This is a genomic window from Pandoraea anapnoica (assembly GCF_902459765.1).
Classification (GTDB): Bacteria; Pseudomonadota; Gammaproteobacteria; order Burkholderiales; family Burkholderiaceae; genus Pandoraea; species Pandoraea anapnoica.
Genome location: NZ_CABPSP010000016.1, coordinates 70,697 through 88,111 on the forward strand (window position 1 = coordinate 70,697; position 17,415 = coordinate 88,111).

The window sequence follows — 17,415 nt, forward strand, 5'->3', positions numbered from 1 at the left end:
GACGTTTCGACGTCGCTGCCACACTCGGTGTGTCATCTCCATGTCACCCACTAGCTTCTGGAAAATAAGGATAACGAAATGAAACGAATTCTCTCTCGCTGGCGTCGCGTGGCCGTCGTGTTGCGTCTGGCGTCGGCGGTCGTCGCGCACGGTCTGCTGCCTTCGCCAGCACACGCGCTGGAGTTCTCGCGGGCGTCGGCTGCGGGCGCACCTTCCGTGGCGGCTCCTGTCCACCTGACGGAGCGCGCCGACTGGGGCAAGTTCTTTGCGGCGGAAAACGTGAAGGGCACGGTCGTTGTGCTCGACGGAAAGACGCAGACGTATCAGGCGTACGATTCGGCGCGCGCCGAGCGGCGTATGTCGCCGGCGTCGACGTACAAGATCTTCAACAGTTTGCTGGCGCTGGAATCGGGCGCACTGGACAACGAGCGCGAGATGATTCCGTGGGACGGAAAACCGCGCCGGATGAAGGCGTGGAATGCGGAGATGAATCTGCGTGAGGCGTTTCGGGTGTCTTGCTACCCGTGCTACCAAGTCGTTTCGCACAAGATTCCGCGCGCGTATGCGCAGGCGAAGCTCGACGCCGTCGGGTACGGTAACCGGACCATCGGTCGCGTGAACGACACCTATTGGGTGGACGACAGTTTGCAGATCTCGGCGCGCGAGCAAGTCGACTTCCTGCAACGTCTGGCGCGCGGCACGTTGCCGTTCTCGGCCCGTTCGCAGGACATCGTCCGGCAGATTTCCATTGTCGAAGCGAATGCCGACTATGTGCTGCACGGCAAGACCGGCTGGTTCGTCGACAAGAAGCCGGATATCGGCTGGTGGGTGGGTTGGCTGGAGCGTGACGGTAATCTGACGATGATCGCGCTGAACATCGATATGAACGGTGACGCCGACGGCCCGAAGCGCGCGCGTATCGTGCGTGAGGTGCTGAAGAACCTGAAGTTGATCTGAGTCTGGCGCCGTGCGACGCGAACGTCGAATGACGTCGCGTCGCACGCGTTGCCGGTGACTCGCCGAGGTGTTTTACAGGGCGCGTCCGTGTTTGAGCGCCGCAGCGATTTCTGCGACGTGACGGCCTTGCGTCCTTGCAATCGTCAACTCGTTCTCGCTCGGCTGACGTGAGCCGTCGGCGGCGGCGAGTGTCGTGGCGCCGTAGGGCGAGCCGCCGGTGATCTCTTTCATGTTGGTGAGCGCAGGCTCGGTGTACGGCACGCCGACGATGATCATGCCGTGGTGGAGCAGCGTGGTGTGGAAGCTGGTGATGGTCGTTTCCTGCCCGCCGTGCTGCGTCGCGGTACTCGCAAACACGCTGCCGACTTTACCGGCAAGCGCACCTTTGGCCCAGAGGCCGCCGGTCTGATCGAGGAAGTTGCGCATCTGCGCGGTCATGTTGCCGAAGCGCGTCGGGGTGCCGAAGATGATCGCGTCGTATTCGGGCAACTGGTCGACGCGCGCGACGGGCACGCTGGCGAAGGCTGCGCGTGCGGCCTTTGCGCCGCTTTTTTCCAGCACGTCGTCGGGGACGAGTTCAGGGACCTGCATCACAGTGACGTCGGCGCTGGCGACGCTGCGCGCCCCTTCGGCGACCGCTTCGGCCATCTTGTAGATGTGCCCGTACATGCTATAGAACACCACCAGGATCTTGGCATTGGCCATGGAATTCTCCTTTGGGGTCGAAAGATGCACGCGTCGCGGACCGTCGGCCGCGAGAGGCGAGCCGTTCCATCATAGTCGACGCGGATGACGCTTTAGCGCAGCTGCGACCCGCCTTAGCGCAGCCGCGAGCCGATAAGGCAGCCCAGTGCCAGCGCTGCCATGAGCACCGTCACGCTCGCCGAGACGCCGCCAGCCAGCGCGAGTCCCATGGCCGCAAGTCCATGCGCCATCACGGCGGCGGGCACGAGCAGTATGGCGCTCACGACACACCAGCGCATGACGTAGCGCCACATGAAGCGACTCACGATCTGCATGCGCGCGTCGAGTTGATGCCGCTGCCAGAAAGACAGATCGGCTGCCGCGTGGAAAAGCCACAGCGGGCTGAAGTATTTGATGAACAAGTCCATGACGCCGTACCGGAAACACAATGCCCGCAGGGCGCGGGCATGTCGTCGAGGCACGATGGCGGGGCAGACGCCCGATGGCACAGTCACGCACTTGGGGGGAGTCGACGCACAGGTATTGTAGCAGGCGCTCACTTACTTTGATGTGCCATGCCGCATGTCGGTCGGGTAGTTTTTCACTGAATTTCGCTCAACGGTACACAAAATTCTGTTATCCGTTGGTTATTCACATCATGTCAGGGGGCGTCACTTGCGAGGCTTGCTCGACGCCAGCGAGTGCGGCGTATTGGCCGTGATCTGCTGGATCAATTCCCAGACGGATTGCGCGGCGGGGGAGAGTGTCCGGTTCTTGCGGCGCACCAGCATGATGGTGCGGTCGATCTGAGGTGTGAGCGGCAGGGCCACGAGACGGCTGTCCGCTTCCGGGCCGCTCGCGGCCAGACCGGGCATTGCTGGCAACGCCAGAGCAGGCATGATGCTGATGCCGATACCCGCTTCGACCATCCGGAAGACGGTGATCGCGTGCCCGACTTCCTGCGCCACCTGACAGTACGCCCCGTGTTCGGCCAGTGCGCGGTCGATCAGCGGTCGGCTGCCGGACGCGTAGTCGAGCAACACCAGTTTCTCGCCGTTGAGTTCCTTCCAAGTCACCTCGGCCTGCTTCGCAAAGCGATGTGAGCGGTCGCACACAACGAGGAACGGTTCGACCATGATGGGCTCGCCCACCAGATCGTCCGTGCCCTCCGAGGCGACGATCACGCCAAAATCCACTTCGCCGTGCCGCACGCTGTCCGTCGCCAGCGTCTGAACCTGATCGCGCAGCATCAGGGTGATGTCGGGATAGCGGGCGGCACACGCCGAGATGCACTCCGGCATGAGATTCGCGGAAATGGTCGGCGCGCTGGCCACGCGCACGCGGCCGCGACGCTCTTCCGCCAGGCCGTGCGTGTCGCGCAGGGCGCTCTCCAGTTCGTCGAGCACCCGGGCGAGGGTGGCAGAGAGGCTAGCGCCCACTTCAGTCAGCGTGACCTCTCGCGTGGTGCGGTCCACCAACTTGAGCCCGAGTTCTTGCTCCAATTCCCGAATGCAGCGGCTCACGGCCGGCTGAGTCAGGCCGATATCCTCGCCCGCGCGGCTGAAACTGCCGTGCTCGGCCACCGCGAGGAACACTTTGAGCTGGCGCAGCGAGATATTCATGCGTCTTTGGTATGAATAAAATTTTTAAATGAATTTGTATTTTAACTACCCTTGCGCTCTAATACGTAAAAACCCGTAGCGCGAGCGCACACTTCAGGTCACTTTCGAGTCACTTTTTGACACCTGGGACCTCCAGGATCGACAGTCGACCTCGCTGACGGCCCTTCAATGCCGTCGCGTCCCGTGTTCTGGCGGAACGGGCTTTGTCATTTCAGACGTATCCGAGAGAGTATTCAAGAGCACCGATGGCCAGACCGCGTTTCCTTCCCGACAATTTCACGTTGATGCTGGTGGCTACCGTTGCGCTGGCCAGTTTCCTGCCTGCGCACGGCGAAGGCGAAGTCGCCTTCAACCTGTTGACCAACGTGGCGATTGCCGCATTGTTCTTCCTGCATGGCGCGAAGCTGTCGCGCGAAGCCGTGCTCGCCGGCGCGACCCACTGGCGTTTGCATCTGCTGGTGTTCGCCAGCACGTTCGCCATTTTTCCGATCGTCGGCGTGGCGCTCAAGCCCGTGCTGTCATGGATGGTGACCCCGGAGTTGTATCTGGGCATCCTCTTCCTGTGCACGCTGCCCGCGACGGTCCAGTCGGCCATTGCCTTCACGTCGATGGCGCGCGGTAACGTGCCCGCCGCGGTGTGCAGCGCATCTGCGTCCAGCTTGTTCGGCATCTTCATTACGCCGCTGCTGGTCGGCCTCATCGTGATCCATCACGATGGCAACAGCGGCGCGTCGCCGTTCGACTCCATCGGCAACATCATGTTGCAACTGCTCGTGCCGTTCATTGCCGGTCAGTTGTCGCGCAAGGCCATCGGTAAGTGGGTGGAGCGCAACCGCGGGTTGCTCAAGATCGTGGATCAGGGCTCGATTCTGCTGGTTGTCTATACCGCGTTCAGCGAAGCCGTGAACACGGGGCTGTGGCATCAGATTCCCCCGCTGGCGCTACTGGGCCTGCTGGGCTGCTGCGCGGTCATTCTGGCGATCATGCTCGCGATCACGACGTATTCGGCACGCTGGCTCGGATTTTCGCGCGAAGATGAAATCACTATCGTCTTCTGCGGCTCGAAGAAGAGTCTGGCGAGCGGCATTCCGATGGCCAAGGTGCTGTTTGCGACCGGCCCGCTCGGCGCGATTGTCCTGCCGCTCATGTTGTTCCACCAGATGCAACTGATGGTGTGCGCCGTGCTGGCGACACGTTACGCCAATCGTCAGCGGGCTGCCCAGGCGGCGAAAGCCGGTGCGGGCAAAGCCGCGTCCGGCGCCAAGCCTGGCAAGCCGGAGAGCGGCAGCGCCAACGCAGGGGCGGGTCGCTGAGCGCCCGAAGCGCCCGTTCTCCGACGCATTCGCCAGCGCGTAACCCCACTCGTTATCCGATAGACACGGCCCGGCAAGGGCCGTTGTCACACGTTGGTCGTGCGCAAGTGCTAGAATTGCGTCTGTTTCGCTTCTTGACGACCACCCCGGTCCGGCGGCGCCCGACGCATCTGTTACATGACAGACCCCTCTCGCGCCAGCCTTGAGCATGGCGCGCAGCGCCCCTTGAATCTTCGCGAGTGAGCTTTGATGCGGAAACCCTTCCGCGTGGCGGCCCCCGTTTTTTTAAAAGAGATGTCCCTTCATCATGGCTGATGTAAATGCTGTTCCGACCCCCGGCTTCGATAGCTTTGGGCTGCATGCGGACATCTTGCGGGCCATCGCCGAGCAGGGCTACACCCAACCGACTCCGATTCAGGCGCAGGCCATTCCGGTGGTGCTGTCCGGTCGCGACGTCATGGGTGCCGCACAAACGGGGACCGGCAAGACCGCCAGCTTCTCGCTGCCGATCATCCAGCGTCTGCTGCCCGATGCCAATACGAGTGCATCGCCCGCCCGTCACCCGGTGCGTGCGCTGATCCTCACGCCGACGCGCGAACTCGCCGATCAGGTGGCCGACAACGTGCGTTTGTATGCCTGTCACACGGCATTGCGCAACACCGTGGTGTTCGGCGGCGTCGACATGAATCCGCAGAAGGACGCGCTGCGCCGCGGCGTCGAAATTCTCATCGCCACGCCAGGCCGTTTGCTTGACCACGTCGAGCAGAAAACGGTGAACCTGAGCCAGGTGAAGATGCTGGTGCTCGACGAAGCCGACCGCATGCTCGACATGGGCTTCCTGCCGGATCTTCAGCGCATTCTGAATTTGCTGCCGAAGCAGCGCCAGACCCTGCTCTTCTCGGCCACGTTCTCGAACGACATCAAGCGGCTCGCCTCAAGCTACCTCACGAACCCGGTCACGATCGAAGTGGCGCGTCGCAATGCGACGGCCGATAAGGTCGAGCAAGTTGTCTACGAGGTGGATGAAGACGACAAGCGCGCGGCCGTGGTGCAAATTCTCAACGAACGCGACCTGAAGCAGGTCATCGTGTTCGTGAACAGCAAGATTGGCGCGAGCCGTCTGGCGCGTCAGCTTGAGCGCGATGGCATCGTGACAGCCGCCATTCACGGCGACAAGTCGCAGAACGAGCGCATGCAGGCGCTCGAGGCCTTCAAGCAGGGCGGTATCCGCGCGCTGGTGGCGACCGACGTCGCCGCGCGCGGTCTGGACATCTCCGATCTGCCCGGCGTGATCAACTACGATCTGCCGTACAACCCGGAAGATTACGTGCACCGCATTGGCCGTACGGGTCGCGCCGGGGCATCGGGCGAGGCAATCTCGCTGTGCGCACCGGACGAGCGCAAGCAACTCGTGGAAATCGAGAAGCTGATCAAGCGCGAACTCAAGCGTGGCGAGCTGGTGCTGGAGCGCCGCAGCCGCTCGCGCGACGAGCGTGGCGATCGATATGAGCGCAGCGACCGCGGTGAGCGTGCGGAACGTGGTGATCGCAGTGATCGCGCAGAGCGTCATAGCCGTCATGACGGCCTGCGCGCTGGCCGTAGCGGCGGCAGCACGCCGCGTCGCGTGCGTCCGGAAGATGAATTCTTCTACAAGCCGTACGAGCCGTCGCCGTCGGCCGGTGAGTCGCAGCGCGACCATCGCGCATCGATTGACGCTGCTGCACCGACGACCTTCGGTGCGCCGTCGGAAAAAGCCCCCAAGCGTCAGGTCGCCGCGCTGCTCGCGGGCTTCCCGCGCAAGGCGCAGGACCGCTAAGCAAAGCGCGAGCGCCGGGTGCGGTAGTCTCAGGCACCACGCAGTCGTCATAAAAAAAGCCAGCGTACGCACGCTGGCTTTTTTCATTGGGCGGCTATCTCCGGACGGGGCAGGACATCAGCCGACGAAGTCAGCGTGCGTGTTGCGCCTGCCACGCGAGCGTGGCCGCCGCGTAGAAGTCATCGCGATGGGAGATGTCGGCGAGTGCCGCGGGCAGTCCGAGGTGTGAGGCCGCCTCTTTGAGGGATGCGAGTACCGCGTCGGGAGTGTCGAGCGACAGCGGCGCGGCACCGTTCTGCTTGCTCAGCTTCTCACCGTCCTCGGCCATGACGAGCGGCACGTGCAGATAGCGAGGCGTCGGTGCGCCGAGGCAGGCTTGCAGGTAGATCTGACGTGCGGTCGAGTCAAGCAGGTCGGCCCCGCGCACGATGTCCGTGATGCCTTGCAACTGATCGTCGACGACGACCGCCAACTGGTAGGCCCACTGTCCGTCGGCACGCTTGAGCACGAAATCCCCGACTTCCGTCGCCAGGTCCTGCGTCTGCGATCCCATCCAACGGTCTTCGAAATGCATGCGGGCGGCGTCGCCATCCGGCACCCGAAGACGCCATGCGCGGGCCGTCTTGCCATGCAGACCATCGCGGCAGGTGCCCGGGTAGGCCAGTGTGCTGTGACGCGCATGCACGCGCGTGAGCGAGTCCGCGATTTCGCGACGGGTACATCCGCAGGGATAGACGACTCCGCGTGCGGTCAGGGCCGCGAGCGCCTGCTCGTAAAGCGCATGACGACGGCTTTGCCAGACGATCGGTTCGTCCGAATGCAGGCCGAGACGCGTCAGCGTGTCGAGAATGTCGGCAGCCGCACCGGGTACGCTGCGCGGTTCGTCGAGATCTTCCATGCGGACGATCCAGACGCCGCCGTGCGCGCGGGCGTCCAGCCAACTGGCCAGCGCCGTGACGAGTGAGCCGCGATGCAGCGGCCCGGTCGGGGATGGGGCGAAGCGACCGCGGTAGCCGCTGACGCTTGCACGGGCCGATGGCGTCAGGTTATCGGCGGGTACGGGGGCGTCGTGCGCCGAAGCCTGTGCCACCCGGAGTCTCAGGCCGACGTTGCCGTGACAGCCGCAGCGGTATCAGCGGCATCGGCGGCGGTGGCACCTGCCTTGTTCCCCACGCATGCCGGGCACCGCTTGCCTTCGATGTAATCGGGGCTGCGCTGGTCATCGGCCGTCACCACGGCGCGGCAGGCGAAGCACTGCTTGGTCGTCGACGGTGCGAGGTCTGGCGTGAGTGCGGTGCGGTAGTCGAACACGAAGCAGTCGCCTTGATAATGCGCGCCGCCCACGTCCTCGAAGTACTTGAGAATGCCGCCGTCGAGCTGATAGGTGTGCTCAAGCCCGATGTCGCGCATGTAGATGGCGGCCTTCTCGCAGCGGATACCGCCGGTGCAGAACGACACGATGGTCTTGCCCTCGAAGTCTGCGCGATGTGCGGCGATAACGTCAGGGAATTCCGAGAATTTCGTGAGACGGTAGTCGACGGCGTTGTCGAACGTGCCCACGTCCACTTCGAAGTCGTTGCGCGTGTCGAGCATCACCACCGGACGGCCTTCGTCGTCCTGTCCGGCGTCGAGCCAGCGCTTGAGCGTGGCGGGATCGACGCCCGGTGCACGTCCGTCAGCCGGTTTGATGACCGGCATCTTCATGGTGATGATTTCTTTCTTCTGGCGCACCAGCATCCGGCGGAAGGGTTGATCGTCCGAGAGACTTTCCTTGACTTCCAGATCGGCAAACCGGGCGTCGGCGCGCAGGCCCGCGAGGAAGGCATCGATCGACTCGCGCGAACCGGCGAGGAACAGGTTGATGCCTTCCGGGGCGAGCAGGATGGTGCCTCTCAGGTCGAGCGCATTGCAGCGCTCGAGCAGGGCCGGGCGCAGGGTCGCGATGTCGTCGAGCGTGACGAACTTGTACGCAGCGATGTTGACGATAGACATGGCAACGAAATTCCGCAAAAGCGTGAAGCAATAAACCGCCATTATCGCCGATTCGGTGCAAGTTCGCGCTTGATTCAGGACAAAGCGGGTCAATTCGGGGCCAGTGCGGTAAGCCTCAAGTGCGTGCTTCGACAAGCAGACGCGGGCTGAGCTTGGCCGCGTAGCCCATGGATTGGAGCGTGTCCATCACGTGGCGCAGGCCGTCGAGGCTCGATGCGCTCAACGGCTCGGCCCCGGGCACGAAGAAAAGCGGGGCGTCTGAGCTGGAAAAGCCGGGGGAAAACGGATTGCCGTTCTCGGGGTTGTGCCAGAAGAGTTTGCCGCCAGTGTAGCCGTCGCTAGCGACAGCAGTGTTAAGCGCATCGACGATGGTGCGGTGAAAGAGCGGAATGTTGCCCATATTCGGGTCTTCCGGCTCGCCCGCCCCCTCGCTGATGGACCGCAGGTATTGGAATGTGCGATGGCTTGCCGGGTTTTTCGGGCCGACGAGGATGCGTGGCTGCACGGGCATGGGGGGCAGGTCGATGTCGCGTTGCCAGCGGGAGAAGATGCAGAACAGGTCGTAGTCGGCAGTAATCGGTAGCGCGCTCGCCTTGAGCGCCTTGTCTCTGGCGAATCCTCCCGGTAGCTCCGGTGGGTTTGTCATGACAGTGATGGGACGCCCGGCATCATCGAATACGCTGAGCGAGTTTTGCGTGGACCGGCGCAGTGAGAAGTTCATTTCGCCAGCAGGATAACGTGCCCGGTAGGTTGTGTCGCTCACGTGGGTCATCGCGCCGAGTTCGATGAGTTCCGCGACGCGCGCCGATGTGAGTCGTAAATCGACCGCACGGGCCCCGGCTTGCAGCGAACTGGCAACGGCGCGGGCTTGTTTGTCCCATTGCGCGACGCCCACCTTCGAATACTTCGGCTCGATAGGTACGAATCCGGCGGTTGGCCCACTCCCGCTCGACTTCGCTTTGACGTGGAAATTCTTGGAAGGAAAGCCCTCGCGAAGCAACGACTGCCCGTGCGCGCCGGGTCTGCGCAGGCCGATGACGACGTTGTAGCGGTTGGCAACGCGCTGGATCGACTCGGCAAAGAGCAACGTCGACGCACCGGGCCGAAGGTGGGTGCAGGCCTCATTGGTGCCCGTGGTGGGAGCGGTCCGGTCAACGACATCGGTCTCCATATTGCGCGCACTGAGCAGCGCGCGTCGCAAGCCATCGACCGTGGAGTGACCGATGCGCCAGGCGTCGGGGTCCGGTTCCGCTTCGAGAGGCGTGCTGCTGCCAGACGGGTCGGGTGTATTGCCGTCGTTACTCTCGTAGCCCGATTCGCCTTGGTCGACGGGCGTTTCGGTGACAGAACAGGTTGAGGCGTCCGGCGGAGCGCCGGAGGGTGAAGGGTACGAGGAGGAAGAGGATGATGCGGAGGAAGTCGAGCGCGACGACCTTGTTGCCGAAGCGTTTGTGGATGACGTCGTGCTGGGCAACGTGAGAGGCGTGGGCGTCCCGAAGCGCGAGATTTGCATGCGAAGCCGTGCGGAGATCCGGTTTAAGAATGCGACGAGGGACGTCGCACATTTCGTTCTCACTCTAGATGGCCGCGTCACGGCCGGGATTGCCGTATTTGCTCGCGTTCCACCGAGGACCTATTCGAATTCGGCACGAATCCCGTTCGCCATCGATTCTCCGAAGACGATCAATCTAGGGGCGCCGCGTTACAATACGGCCCATGTCAGAACCTCGCTTCGTTCACCTCCGTCTCCACTCCGAATACTCGATCGCCGATGGCATCGTGCGGCTCGACGACGTCGTCAAGGCCGCCGCCAAGGATGGTCAGGGAGCGCTCGCGCTCACCGACCTCGCGAACATGTTTGGAGCCATCCGTTTCTACAAGGAAGCCCGTGGCAAGGGCGTCAAGCCGATCATCGGCTGCGACGCCTGGATCACGAATCCGGCCGACCGCGACAAGCCCTCGCGCCTGCTGCTGCTCGCGCGCGACCGGGAAGGCTATCTGAACCTGTGTCAGTTGCTGTCCAAGGCCTGGCTCGGCAACCAGTACCGGGGACGCGCGGAGATCGAGCCGTCGTGGCTTCAGCCCGACGGTCTCGCCCGTGGCCTGCTGGCGCTCTCCGGCGCGCAGATGGGCGACGTAGGCGCAGCGTTGGCCGCAGGCAACCCCGATCTGGCGTTGCAATGCGCGAAACACTGGGAGAGCGTTTTCCCGGGCGCGTTCTACATCGAACTGCAACGCACCGGCCAGCCGGGCATGGAGACGTACGTGCAGCAGGCGGTGCAGTTGGCTGCGAAGGCCGGGCTGCCGGTCGTCGCCACGCATCCGATCCAGTTCATGACGTCCGACGATTTCACCGCGCACGAGGCGCGCGTGTGTATTTCGGAAGGCGAGATGCTGGGCAACGCCCGCCGGGTGCGCCGTTTCACGCAGGACCAGAGTTTCCGCACGCAGGACGACATGCTGGCTGCGTTCGAGGACGTGCCGTCCGCGCTGGCCAACACCGTCGAAATCGCCAAGCGCTGCAACCTGACGCTCGAACTCGGCAAGCCGAAGCTGCCGCTGTTCCCTACGCCGGACGGCATGTCGCTCGACGACTATCTTGTCCAGTTGTCCAAGGAAGGGCTGGAGACGCGTCTCGCGCAGTTGTTCCCGGACGAAGCCGAGCGCGACAAGCAGCGTCCCGAGTATTACAAGCGGCTCGATTTCGAGACCGGCACCATCATCAAGATGGGCTTCCCGGGCTACTTCCTCATCGTGGCCGACTTCATCCAGTGGGCGAAGAACAACGGGGTGCCGGTGGGCCCGGGCCGGGGTTCTGGCGCCGGATCGCTCGTCGCCTATGCGCTGGGCATTACCGACCTCGACCCGCTCAAGTACAACCTGCTGTTCGAGCGCTTCCTGAACCCGGAACGTGTGTCGATGCCCGACTTCGACATCGACTTCTGTCAGGACGGCCGCGACCGTGTCATTCAGTACGTGAAGGAAAAGTACGGCGCGGACGCCGTCTCGCAGATCGCCACCTTCGGCTCGATGGCCGCCAAGGCGGCGGTGCGGGACGTGGGCCGTGTGCTCGATCTCGGCTACAACTTCGTCGACGGTATCTCGAAGCTGATCCCGTTCAAGCCGGGCAAGCACGTCACCATCGACGACGCGCTCAAGGAAGAACCGCAACTCGCCGAGCGCTTCCAGACGGAAGACGAAGTCAAGCAGCTGATCGAACTGGCGCAGCGGGTGGAAGGGCTCACGCGTAACGTCGGCATGCACGCGGGCGGTGTGCTGATCGCCCCGGGCAAGCTTACCGATTTCTGCCCGCTTTACACGCAGGGCAGCGGCGAAGACGCCAGCGGTGTGGTGAGTCAGTACGACAAGGACGACGTGGAAGCCGTCGGTCTGGTGAAGTTCGACTTCTTGGGCCTGACCACGCTCACGATCCTGAACTGGGCCGAGCGTTACATCAAACGCTTGCATCCGGAGATGGCGGACTGGTCGCTCGATCAGGTCTCGCTCACAGATCCGGCCGCGTTCAGCATTCTCAAGAAGGCCAACACGGTTGCCGTGTTCCAGCTGGAAAGTCGCGGCATGCAGGGCATGTTGAAGGACGCCCAGCCTGACCGCTTCGAGGACATCATTGCGCTGGTGGCGTTGTATCGTCCGGGCCCGATGGATCTGATTCCGAGCTTCTGCGCGCGTAAGCACGGCCGCGAGAAGACGGAGTATCCGGATCCGCGCGTGGAGCCGGTGCTTCAGGAGACCTACGGCATCATGGTCTACCAGGAGCAGGTGATGCAGATGGCGCAGATCATCGGCGGATACTCGCTCGGTGGCGCAGATTTGCTGCGCCGCGCGATGGGTAAGAAGAAGGCCGAGGAAATGGCCGAGCACCGCGAGATTTTCGCCAAGGGTGCCGCCGAGAATGGCCTGACGCGCGAAAAGTCGGACGAAATCTTCGACTTGATGGAGAAGTTCGCGGGCTACGGCTTCAACAAGTCGCACGCTGCCGCGTATGCGCTGCTGGCCTACTACACCGCGTGGCTGAAGGCCCACCATCCCGCCGAATTCATGGCCGCCAACATGAGCTTGGCCATGGACGACACGGACAAGGTCAAGATTCTCTACGAAGATTGCCTCGCCCCGGCCAACGGACTTGGCGTGCTGCCACCGGACGTCAACGTCTCGGCCTATCGGTTTGAGCCGGCGGACTCGAAGACCGTGCGTTACGGTTTGGGTGCCATCAAGGGCAGCGGTCAGTCGGCCATCGAGGAAATTCTGCGCGCCCGTGAGGGCAAGCCGTTCACAGACCTGTTCGACTTCTGCGCGCGGATCGACCGTCGCGTGGTGAACCGCCGCACGATTGAAGCGCTGATTCGCGCGGGTGCGTTCGATTCGATCCACGACAACCGGGCGCAGTTGATGGCGTCGGTGCCAATGGCGATGGAAGCGGCCGAACAGGCCAGCGCGGCCGCCAATCAGGTCAGCTTGTTCGATCTGGGCGACGAAAGCCTGCAAGCACCGCTGGAACTGGCCGACGAACCGGCATGGACCGACAAGCGCAAATTGCAGGAAGAGAAGCAGGCGCTCGGCTTCTACCTGTCGGGGCACATGTTCGATTCGTATTCGGACGAAGTGCGACGCTTCGTGCGCACGCGTATTCGCGATCTGTCCGAAGGGCGCGATCGTCTTGTCGCTGGCGTGATCTCCAGCATGCGCACCATGATGACGCAGCGCGGCAAGATGTTGATCGTCCAGCTCGACGACGGTACGGCCACGCTCGAAGTCACGATCTTCAACGAGCAATTCGAAGCGAACAAGCACCTGTTCAAGGAAGACGAACTGCTGATCGTGCACGGCAATGCGCGACCGGACAGCTTTACGGGCGGTCTGCGTTTCACTGTCGAAAGCCTGATGGACCTCGGCCGCGCGCGTGCACGCTTTGCCCGGGCGCTCAAGCTGTCGTTCAATGGCAACGCCGACTGGACGCGTCTTCGCGCCACGTTGCAACCTCACTGCACGATGTACCGCGTGGCCGCGACGGCCGGCGCGGGCGGTGGTGGCGGCTTCAATGGTGGCGGCGGGTTTAATGGCGGTGGCGGAGGTGGCGGAGGCTTCGGCCGACGCAACGGCAACGGTGATGGCGACGCGGATAAGCAAAACGGTCTGCCGGTGCATATCGTCTATCGCCGCGCGGATGCCGAGTGCGAGTCGCGTCTCGGCGATGACTGGAAGGTGCAGCCTGGCGACGAGTTGCTGGGCGAGCTTCGTCAGTGGCTCACCACCGAGTCGGTACAAGTCGTCTATTGATGCATCGGTGCGGGCAAGGCAGCGCGGGTCGGCTGCCTTTCGCTGACCGGCGCGTTGGCGTAATCGCGCATTGTCCTCGTTGCCCGCCGTTCGATATCACAAGGAAATCCGGATGTTCTCCATCATCGTTCCGACCTGGAACAACCTCGCCTTGCTGCAACTATGCGTGCGCAGCATCCGACAGAATTCGCGCTACCCGCATCAGATCATCGTGCACATCAACGACGGCTCCGACGGTTCGCTCGAGTGGGTCCGGGCCGAGGGGATCGAGCATACGGCGTCGCCCGATAACATCGGGATCTGTTACGCGGTGAATCAGGCGGCGGCGCTGGCGCGCGAGAAGTACATCGTCTATCTGAACGACGACATGTATTGTTGTCCGGGTTGGGACACGACGCTGATCGAGCGCGCCGAGGCGCAACCGGACAAGGCGTTCATGCTGTCGGGCACGATGATCGAACCGGTGGATACCGGCAATCCTTGCGTGCTGGTGCAGGACTTCGGCCGTGACGTCGATACGTTCGACGAGGCGGCGCTGCTCGCTGCTGTGCCGACGTACAAGAAGCCCGACTGGTTCGGCGCGACGTGGCCGCCCACGCTCGTGCATCGCGACTGGTGGTTCCTCGTTGGCGGCTACAGCACGGAACTGAGCCCTGGCATGAGCAGCGACAACGACTTTTCGATGAAGATGTGGGGCGCGGGCGCGCGCCGCTTCGTCGGTGTCGGCGCCAGTCTCGTCTATCACTTCCAGTGCAAGAGCACTGGCAAGGTGGTCAAGAACGACGGGCGCACGCAATTCTTGCGCAAGTGGGGCATGACGCAGTCGATCTTCGATCGCTACTATCTGCGTCGCGGTACGCCGGTGCCGTCGGGCAGCGACGGCCGTCTCGCCGAGCCGGTCGACGACAGCAAACTGCGCTGGCAGTTGTTCCGCTCGCGTATTAAACGGGCGCTGGCGAAGTAAGCGCGGAAGACGTCGCGCGACGACGCGCGTTGAATGAGAAACGGACGCCAGTGGCGTCCGTTTCGCTTTGGGGCTGTCGTGGTGAAGCCACCGTGTTCGAACGCCGTGCTTCGTCGGCTTCGACGGCCCGTGTCGGGGCCGTCGTCAGACGTCGCCACGTCGGAGCAGGGCGTACTTCAGGAACGCACTGCGAGCGTTCATGCGGGCAATCGCGGCGCCGGCTGCGCCGTCGAGAAAGCCACGACGCAATACGTAGGTCCGAACGAACGCCCATCCGCCATTGACCCACGGCTTGAGCGCAGAGACACGTTTGCCGCGCAGCGACATTTCTTTGGCACCGGCGCGTGCGTATCGCTGCACCTTGTCCTCAATCTGACGAACTTCCGTGTAGCTGTAATGGAGCAGGTGGTGGGTGAGGGTGCCGATCTCGCCGTCGACGATCACGCGCTCGTGCACGAGATTGTCGGAGAAGCGTCCGGCTTCGCGGCGAAACAGTCGCAGCACGTAATCGGGATACCAGCCGCAATGCTTCACCCAGTGCCCCAGAAACTGTGACAGACGGGGCATGCGATAGCCGGTGCACGACGCATCTCCAATCGCCGCCGCGATCTCGGTGGCCAGTTCCGGCGTGACGCGCTCGTCCGCATCCAGCGACAGCACCCAGGGTTGCGTGGCGAACGACAGCGCCCGATTTTTTTGCGGCCCAAAGCCCGGCCAGTCAGGCGTGACGTGGACCTCCGCCCCGGCTGCGCGTGCGATATCGGAGGTGCCGTCCGTACTCGCGTTATCTACCACGACGATCTGCGAGGCGAACGCCTTAACCGACGCAATGCAGTCGGCGATGTTGTGACGCTCGTTGCGCGTGAGGATCGTAACGGTCAGCGGTAATGTAGGCATGGGCGGGCGTGGGTGGGCGTGAGCCTCAGGCGTTCAGCAATTCGACGAGCGCTTCGCCGTAACGCTCGATCTTCGCTTCTCCGAGGCCGGTGATATCGACCAGTCCTTCGCGGTGACGCGGGCGGCGCTGAGCGAGTTCTCGCAGCGTACGGTCGTGAAGGATAACGTAGGCGGGGACGGCTTGCGTCTTCGCCATTTCCTGACGCCATGTGCGCAGCTTCTCGAACAATTGCTGATCGGCCGTATCCAGTTCGATGGCCTGCGACGACGCGTATCCGGCAAAGCGGCTCTTCTTGCTCGCTGTGGGACGCTGGCGTCGCAGCGACACGACCGTCTCACCCTTGAGCACCGGACGCGCCGCCGCATTGAGCGTGAGCGCCCCGTACTGGCTGCTGTCCGGCTCGATGATGCCGTGGGCGATCAACTGACGAAACACAGCCCGCCAGCCCTGATCGTCCATCTCGCCGCCCACCCCGAAGGTCGGCAGGCTTTCGTGGCCGAACTGGCGAATCTTGTCCGTGCTGCGCCCGCGCAGCAGGTCGACCAGATGGCCTGCGCCAAAGCGCTGGCCCGTGCGCAAGATCGCCGACAGCGCTTTTTGAGCCGCAATCGTGCCGTCGAAGACTTCCGGGGGATTCAGGCAGACGTCGCAGTTGCCGCATGGCTCGCTCGACTCGCCGAAGTACGACAGGAGTACCGTGCGGCGGCAGCGCGGGGCTTCGCAGTATCCGAGCAGCGCGTCGAGCTTCTGGCGCTCGATGCGCTTCTGTAGGTCCGGCGCGTTCGACTCGTCGATCCGGCTGCGGTGGACCACCACGTCGTTCAGGCCGTAGGTCATCCAGGCTTCGGCCGGTTCGCCGTCGCGCCCGGCGCGTCCCGTCTCCTGATAATAGGCTTCGAGGCTTTTGGGCAAGTCCAGATGGGCGACGAAGCGCACGTCCGGCTTGTCGATGCCCATGCCGAAAGCGACGGTCGCGGCCATGACCAGCCCTTCCTCGCGCAGGAAACGCTGCTGGTGCGTGCGGCGCACCTCGGCGTCCAGCCCCGCGTGATACGGCAGCGCGGGAATGCCTTGCGTTTCCAGCCACGCGGCAGTCTCTTCCACCTTCTTGCGCGACAGGCAGTAGACGATGCCCGCTTCGCCGCGATGCCGACTCAGAAAGGCCAGCAGCTGCTTGCGAGGGTTGTCGCGGTCGACGATTTCGTACCGGATATTCGGTCGGTCGAAGCTGGAGACGAACAGGCGCGCATCGGTCAGGCCGAGCCGCGTCTGAATATCCTCGCGGGTTGCGGCATCTGCCGTGGCCGTGAGCGCAATGCGCGGCACGCGCGGATAGCGCTCATGCAGCGCCGAGAGCTGGATGTACTCAGGACGGAAGTCGTGCCCCCATTGCGAGACGCAGTGAGCTTCGTCAATGGCGAACAACGCCAGTTGGCCACGTTCGTCGAGCCGGTCGAGCAAATTGAGGAAGCGGTCGGTCAGCAGCCGTTCGGGCGCGACGTACAGCAGATCGAGCTCGCCTCGCGCGGCGCGGCGTTCGATATCGACCGCTTCGTCGAAAGCGAGACTGGAATTCAGATAGGCAGCGCGGACCCCGGCCTGGAGCAGGGCGTCGACCTGATCCTGCATGAGGGCGATGAGCGGGGAGACGACGATACCGATGCCCGGGCGCAACAGCGCGGGGATCTGGTAGCAAAGTGACTTGCCGCCGCCCGTGGGCATGAGCACGAGTGCATCGCCCCCGTCGGCCACATGGTCGACGATGGCGGCCTGATCGCCACGGAATGCGTTATAGCCGAATACGGTACGGAGAACTTCGAGTGCGCTTGCCATGCGCTGGAGTATACCGGTTCCACCCGGCGTCCGGCGCG

General features: G+C 63.4%; 13 protein-coding genes. 5 read left to right on the top strand and 8 right to left on the bottom strand.

Features of this window, described 5'->3' with window-relative positions; all coding sequences use genetic code 11:
* Window positions 1-78: 78 nt before the first annotated feature.
* Entirely contained in the window at window positions 79-957 is an 879-nt protein-coding gene (gene blaOXA, locus PAN31117_RS22715; RefSeq protein WP_150740206.1) for an OXA-62 family carbapenem-hydrolyzing class D beta-lactamase, read from the top strand.
* A gap of 72 nt (window positions 958-1,029) precedes the next feature.
* Here the strand turns inward: blaOXA and wrbA are convergent, their stop codons facing one another.
* The 3 genes from wrbA to PAN31117_RS22730 all read right to left on the bottom strand — a co-directional run bounded on the left by wrbA (window position 1,030) and on the right by PAN31117_RS22730 (window position 3,263).
* Window positions 1,030-1,662 (bottom strand): NAD(P)H:quinone oxidoreductase, encoded by a 633-nt coding sequence (gene wrbA / locus PAN31117_RS22720; RefSeq protein ID WP_039400726.1) that lies wholly within the window; start codon window positions 1,660-1,662, stop codon window positions 1,030-1,032.
* Between the two features lie 113 nt (window positions 1,663-1,775).
* Window positions 1,776-2,069 (bottom strand): hypothetical protein, encoded by a 294-nt coding sequence (locus PAN31117_RS22725; protein ID WP_150740207.1) that lies wholly within the window; start codon window positions 2,067-2,069, stop codon window positions 1,776-1,778.
* Window positions 2,070-2,312: 243 nt separating this feature from the next.
* Window positions 2,313-3,263 carry a LysR family transcriptional regulator gene (locus PAN31117_RS22730; protein WP_150740208.1) on the bottom strand — a complete coding sequence of 317 codons (951 nt, stop codon included), beginning with the start codon at window positions 3,261-3,263 and terminating at the stop codon, window positions 2,313-2,315.
* Window positions 3,264-3,508: 245 nt separating this feature from the next.
* On the opposite strand from PAN31117_RS22730, the gene PAN31117_RS22735 reads away from it, so the two are divergent.
* A complete protein-coding gene (locus PAN31117_RS22735; RefSeq protein WP_150740209.1) occupies window positions 3,509-4,576 on the top strand; it encodes a bile acid:sodium symporter family protein in 1,068 nt (355 codons plus the stop codon).
* A gap of 307 nt (window positions 4,577-4,883) precedes the next feature.
* Entirely contained in the window at window positions 4,884-6,392 is a 1,509-nt protein-coding gene (locus tag PAN31117_RS22740) for a DEAD/DEAH box helicase (protein ID WP_150740210.1), read from the top strand.
* A gap of 130 nt (window positions 6,393-6,522) precedes the next feature.
* Here PAN31117_RS22740 and gluQRS read toward each other — a convergent pair whose 3' ends face one another.
* The 3 genes from gluQRS to PAN31117_RS22755 all read right to left on the bottom strand — a co-directional run bounded on the left by gluQRS (window position 6,523) and on the right by PAN31117_RS22755 (window position 9,897).
* The gene (gene gluQRS / locus PAN31117_RS22745; RefSeq protein ID WP_150740280.1) at window positions 6,523-7,437 is read right to left on the bottom strand and encodes a tRNA glutamyl-Q(34) synthetase GluQRS; all 915 of its coding nucleotides are present in this window, start codon (window positions 7,435-7,437) and stop codon (window positions 6,523-6,525) included.
* Window positions 7,438-7,490: 53 nt separating this feature from the next.
* The gene (locus tag PAN31117_RS22750) at window positions 7,491-8,384 is read right to left on the bottom strand and encodes a sulfurtransferase (RefSeq protein WP_150740211.1); all 894 of its coding nucleotides are present in this window, start codon (window positions 8,382-8,384) and stop codon (window positions 7,491-7,493) included.
* A 115-nt stretch (window positions 8,385-8,499) separates the two neighbouring features.
* Window positions 8,500-9,897: an anthrax toxin-like adenylyl cyclase domain-containing protein gene (locus PAN31117_RS22755; RefSeq protein ID WP_150740212.1), complete on the bottom strand. Its 1,398-nt coding sequence runs from the start codon at window positions 9,895-9,897 to the stop codon at window positions 8,500-8,502.
* A 194-nt stretch (window positions 9,898-10,091) separates the two neighbouring features.
* On the opposite strand from PAN31117_RS22755, the gene dnaE reads away from it, so the two are divergent.
* Window positions 10,092-13,682: a DNA polymerase III subunit alpha gene (gene dnaE, locus PAN31117_RS22760; RefSeq protein WP_150740213.1), complete on the top strand. Its 3,591-nt coding sequence runs from the start codon at window positions 10,092-10,094 to the stop codon at window positions 13,680-13,682.
* A 112-nt stretch (window positions 13,683-13,794) separates the two neighbouring features.
* A complete protein-coding gene (locus tag PAN31117_RS22765; protein WP_150740214.1) occupies window positions 13,795-14,646 on the top strand; it encodes a glycosyltransferase family 2 protein in 852 nt (283 codons plus the stop codon).
* Between the two features lie 144 nt (window positions 14,647-14,790).
* Here PAN31117_RS22765 and PAN31117_RS22770 read toward each other — a convergent pair whose 3' ends face one another.
* Entirely contained in the window at window positions 14,791-15,543 is a 753-nt protein-coding gene (locus tag PAN31117_RS22770) for a glycosyltransferase family 2 protein (protein ID WP_150740215.1), read from the bottom strand.
* 25 nt (window positions 15,544-15,568) lie between these two features.
* Window positions 15,569-17,377: a DNA helicase RecQ gene (gene recQ, locus PAN31117_RS22775; protein WP_150740216.1), complete on the bottom strand. Its 1,809-nt coding sequence runs from the start codon at window positions 17,375-17,377 to the stop codon at window positions 15,569-15,571.
* Window positions 17,378-17,415: the final 38 nt, after the last annotated feature.

What these genes read in the sequence shown, in the direction of transcription:
- PAN31117_RS22770 (WP_150740215.1), bottom strand. Translation starts at nt 15,543, where the DNA reads ATGCCTACATTACCGCTGACCGTTACGATCCTCACGCGCAACGAGCGT.
- PAN31117_RS22750 (WP_150740211.1), bottom strand. Translation starts at nt 8,384, where the DNA reads ATGTCTATCGTCAACATCGCTGCGTACAAGTTCGTCACGCTCGACGAC.
- PAN31117_RS22755 (WP_150740212.1), bottom strand. Translation starts at nt 9,897, where the DNA reads ATGCAAATCTCGCGCTTCGGGACGCCCACGCCTCTCACGTTGCCCAGC.
- wrbA (WP_039400726.1), bottom strand. Translation starts at nt 1,662, where the DNA reads ATGGCCAATGCCAAGATCCTGGTGGTGTTCTATAGCATGTACGGGCAC.
- PAN31117_RS22740 (WP_150740210.1), top strand. Translation starts at nt 4,884, where the DNA reads ATGGCTGATGTAAATGCTGTTCCGACCCCCGGCTTCGATAGCTTTGGG.
- blaOXA (WP_150740206.1), top strand. Translation starts at nt 79, where the DNA reads ATGAAACGAATTCTCTCTCGCTGGCGTCGCGTGGCCGTCGTGTTGCGT.
- PAN31117_RS22725 (WP_150740207.1), bottom strand. Translation starts at nt 2,069, where the DNA reads ATGGACTTGTTCATCAAATACTTCAGCCCGCTGTGGCTTTTCCACGCG.
- PAN31117_RS22765 (WP_150740214.1), top strand. Translation starts at nt 13,795, where the DNA reads ATGTTCTCCATCATCGTTCCGACCTGGAACAACCTCGCCTTGCTGCAA.
- PAN31117_RS22730 (WP_150740208.1), bottom strand. Translation starts at nt 3,263, where the DNA reads ATGAATATCTCGCTGCGCCAGCTCAAAGTGTTCCTCGCGGTGGCCGAG.
- PAN31117_RS22735 (WP_150740209.1), top strand. Translation starts at nt 3,509, where the DNA reads ATGGCCAGACCGCGTTTCCTTCCCGACAATTTCACGTTGATGCTGGTG.
- recQ (WP_150740216.1), bottom strand. Translation starts at nt 17,377, where the DNA reads ATGGCAAGCGCACTCGAAGTTCTCCGTACCGTATTCGGCTATAACGCA.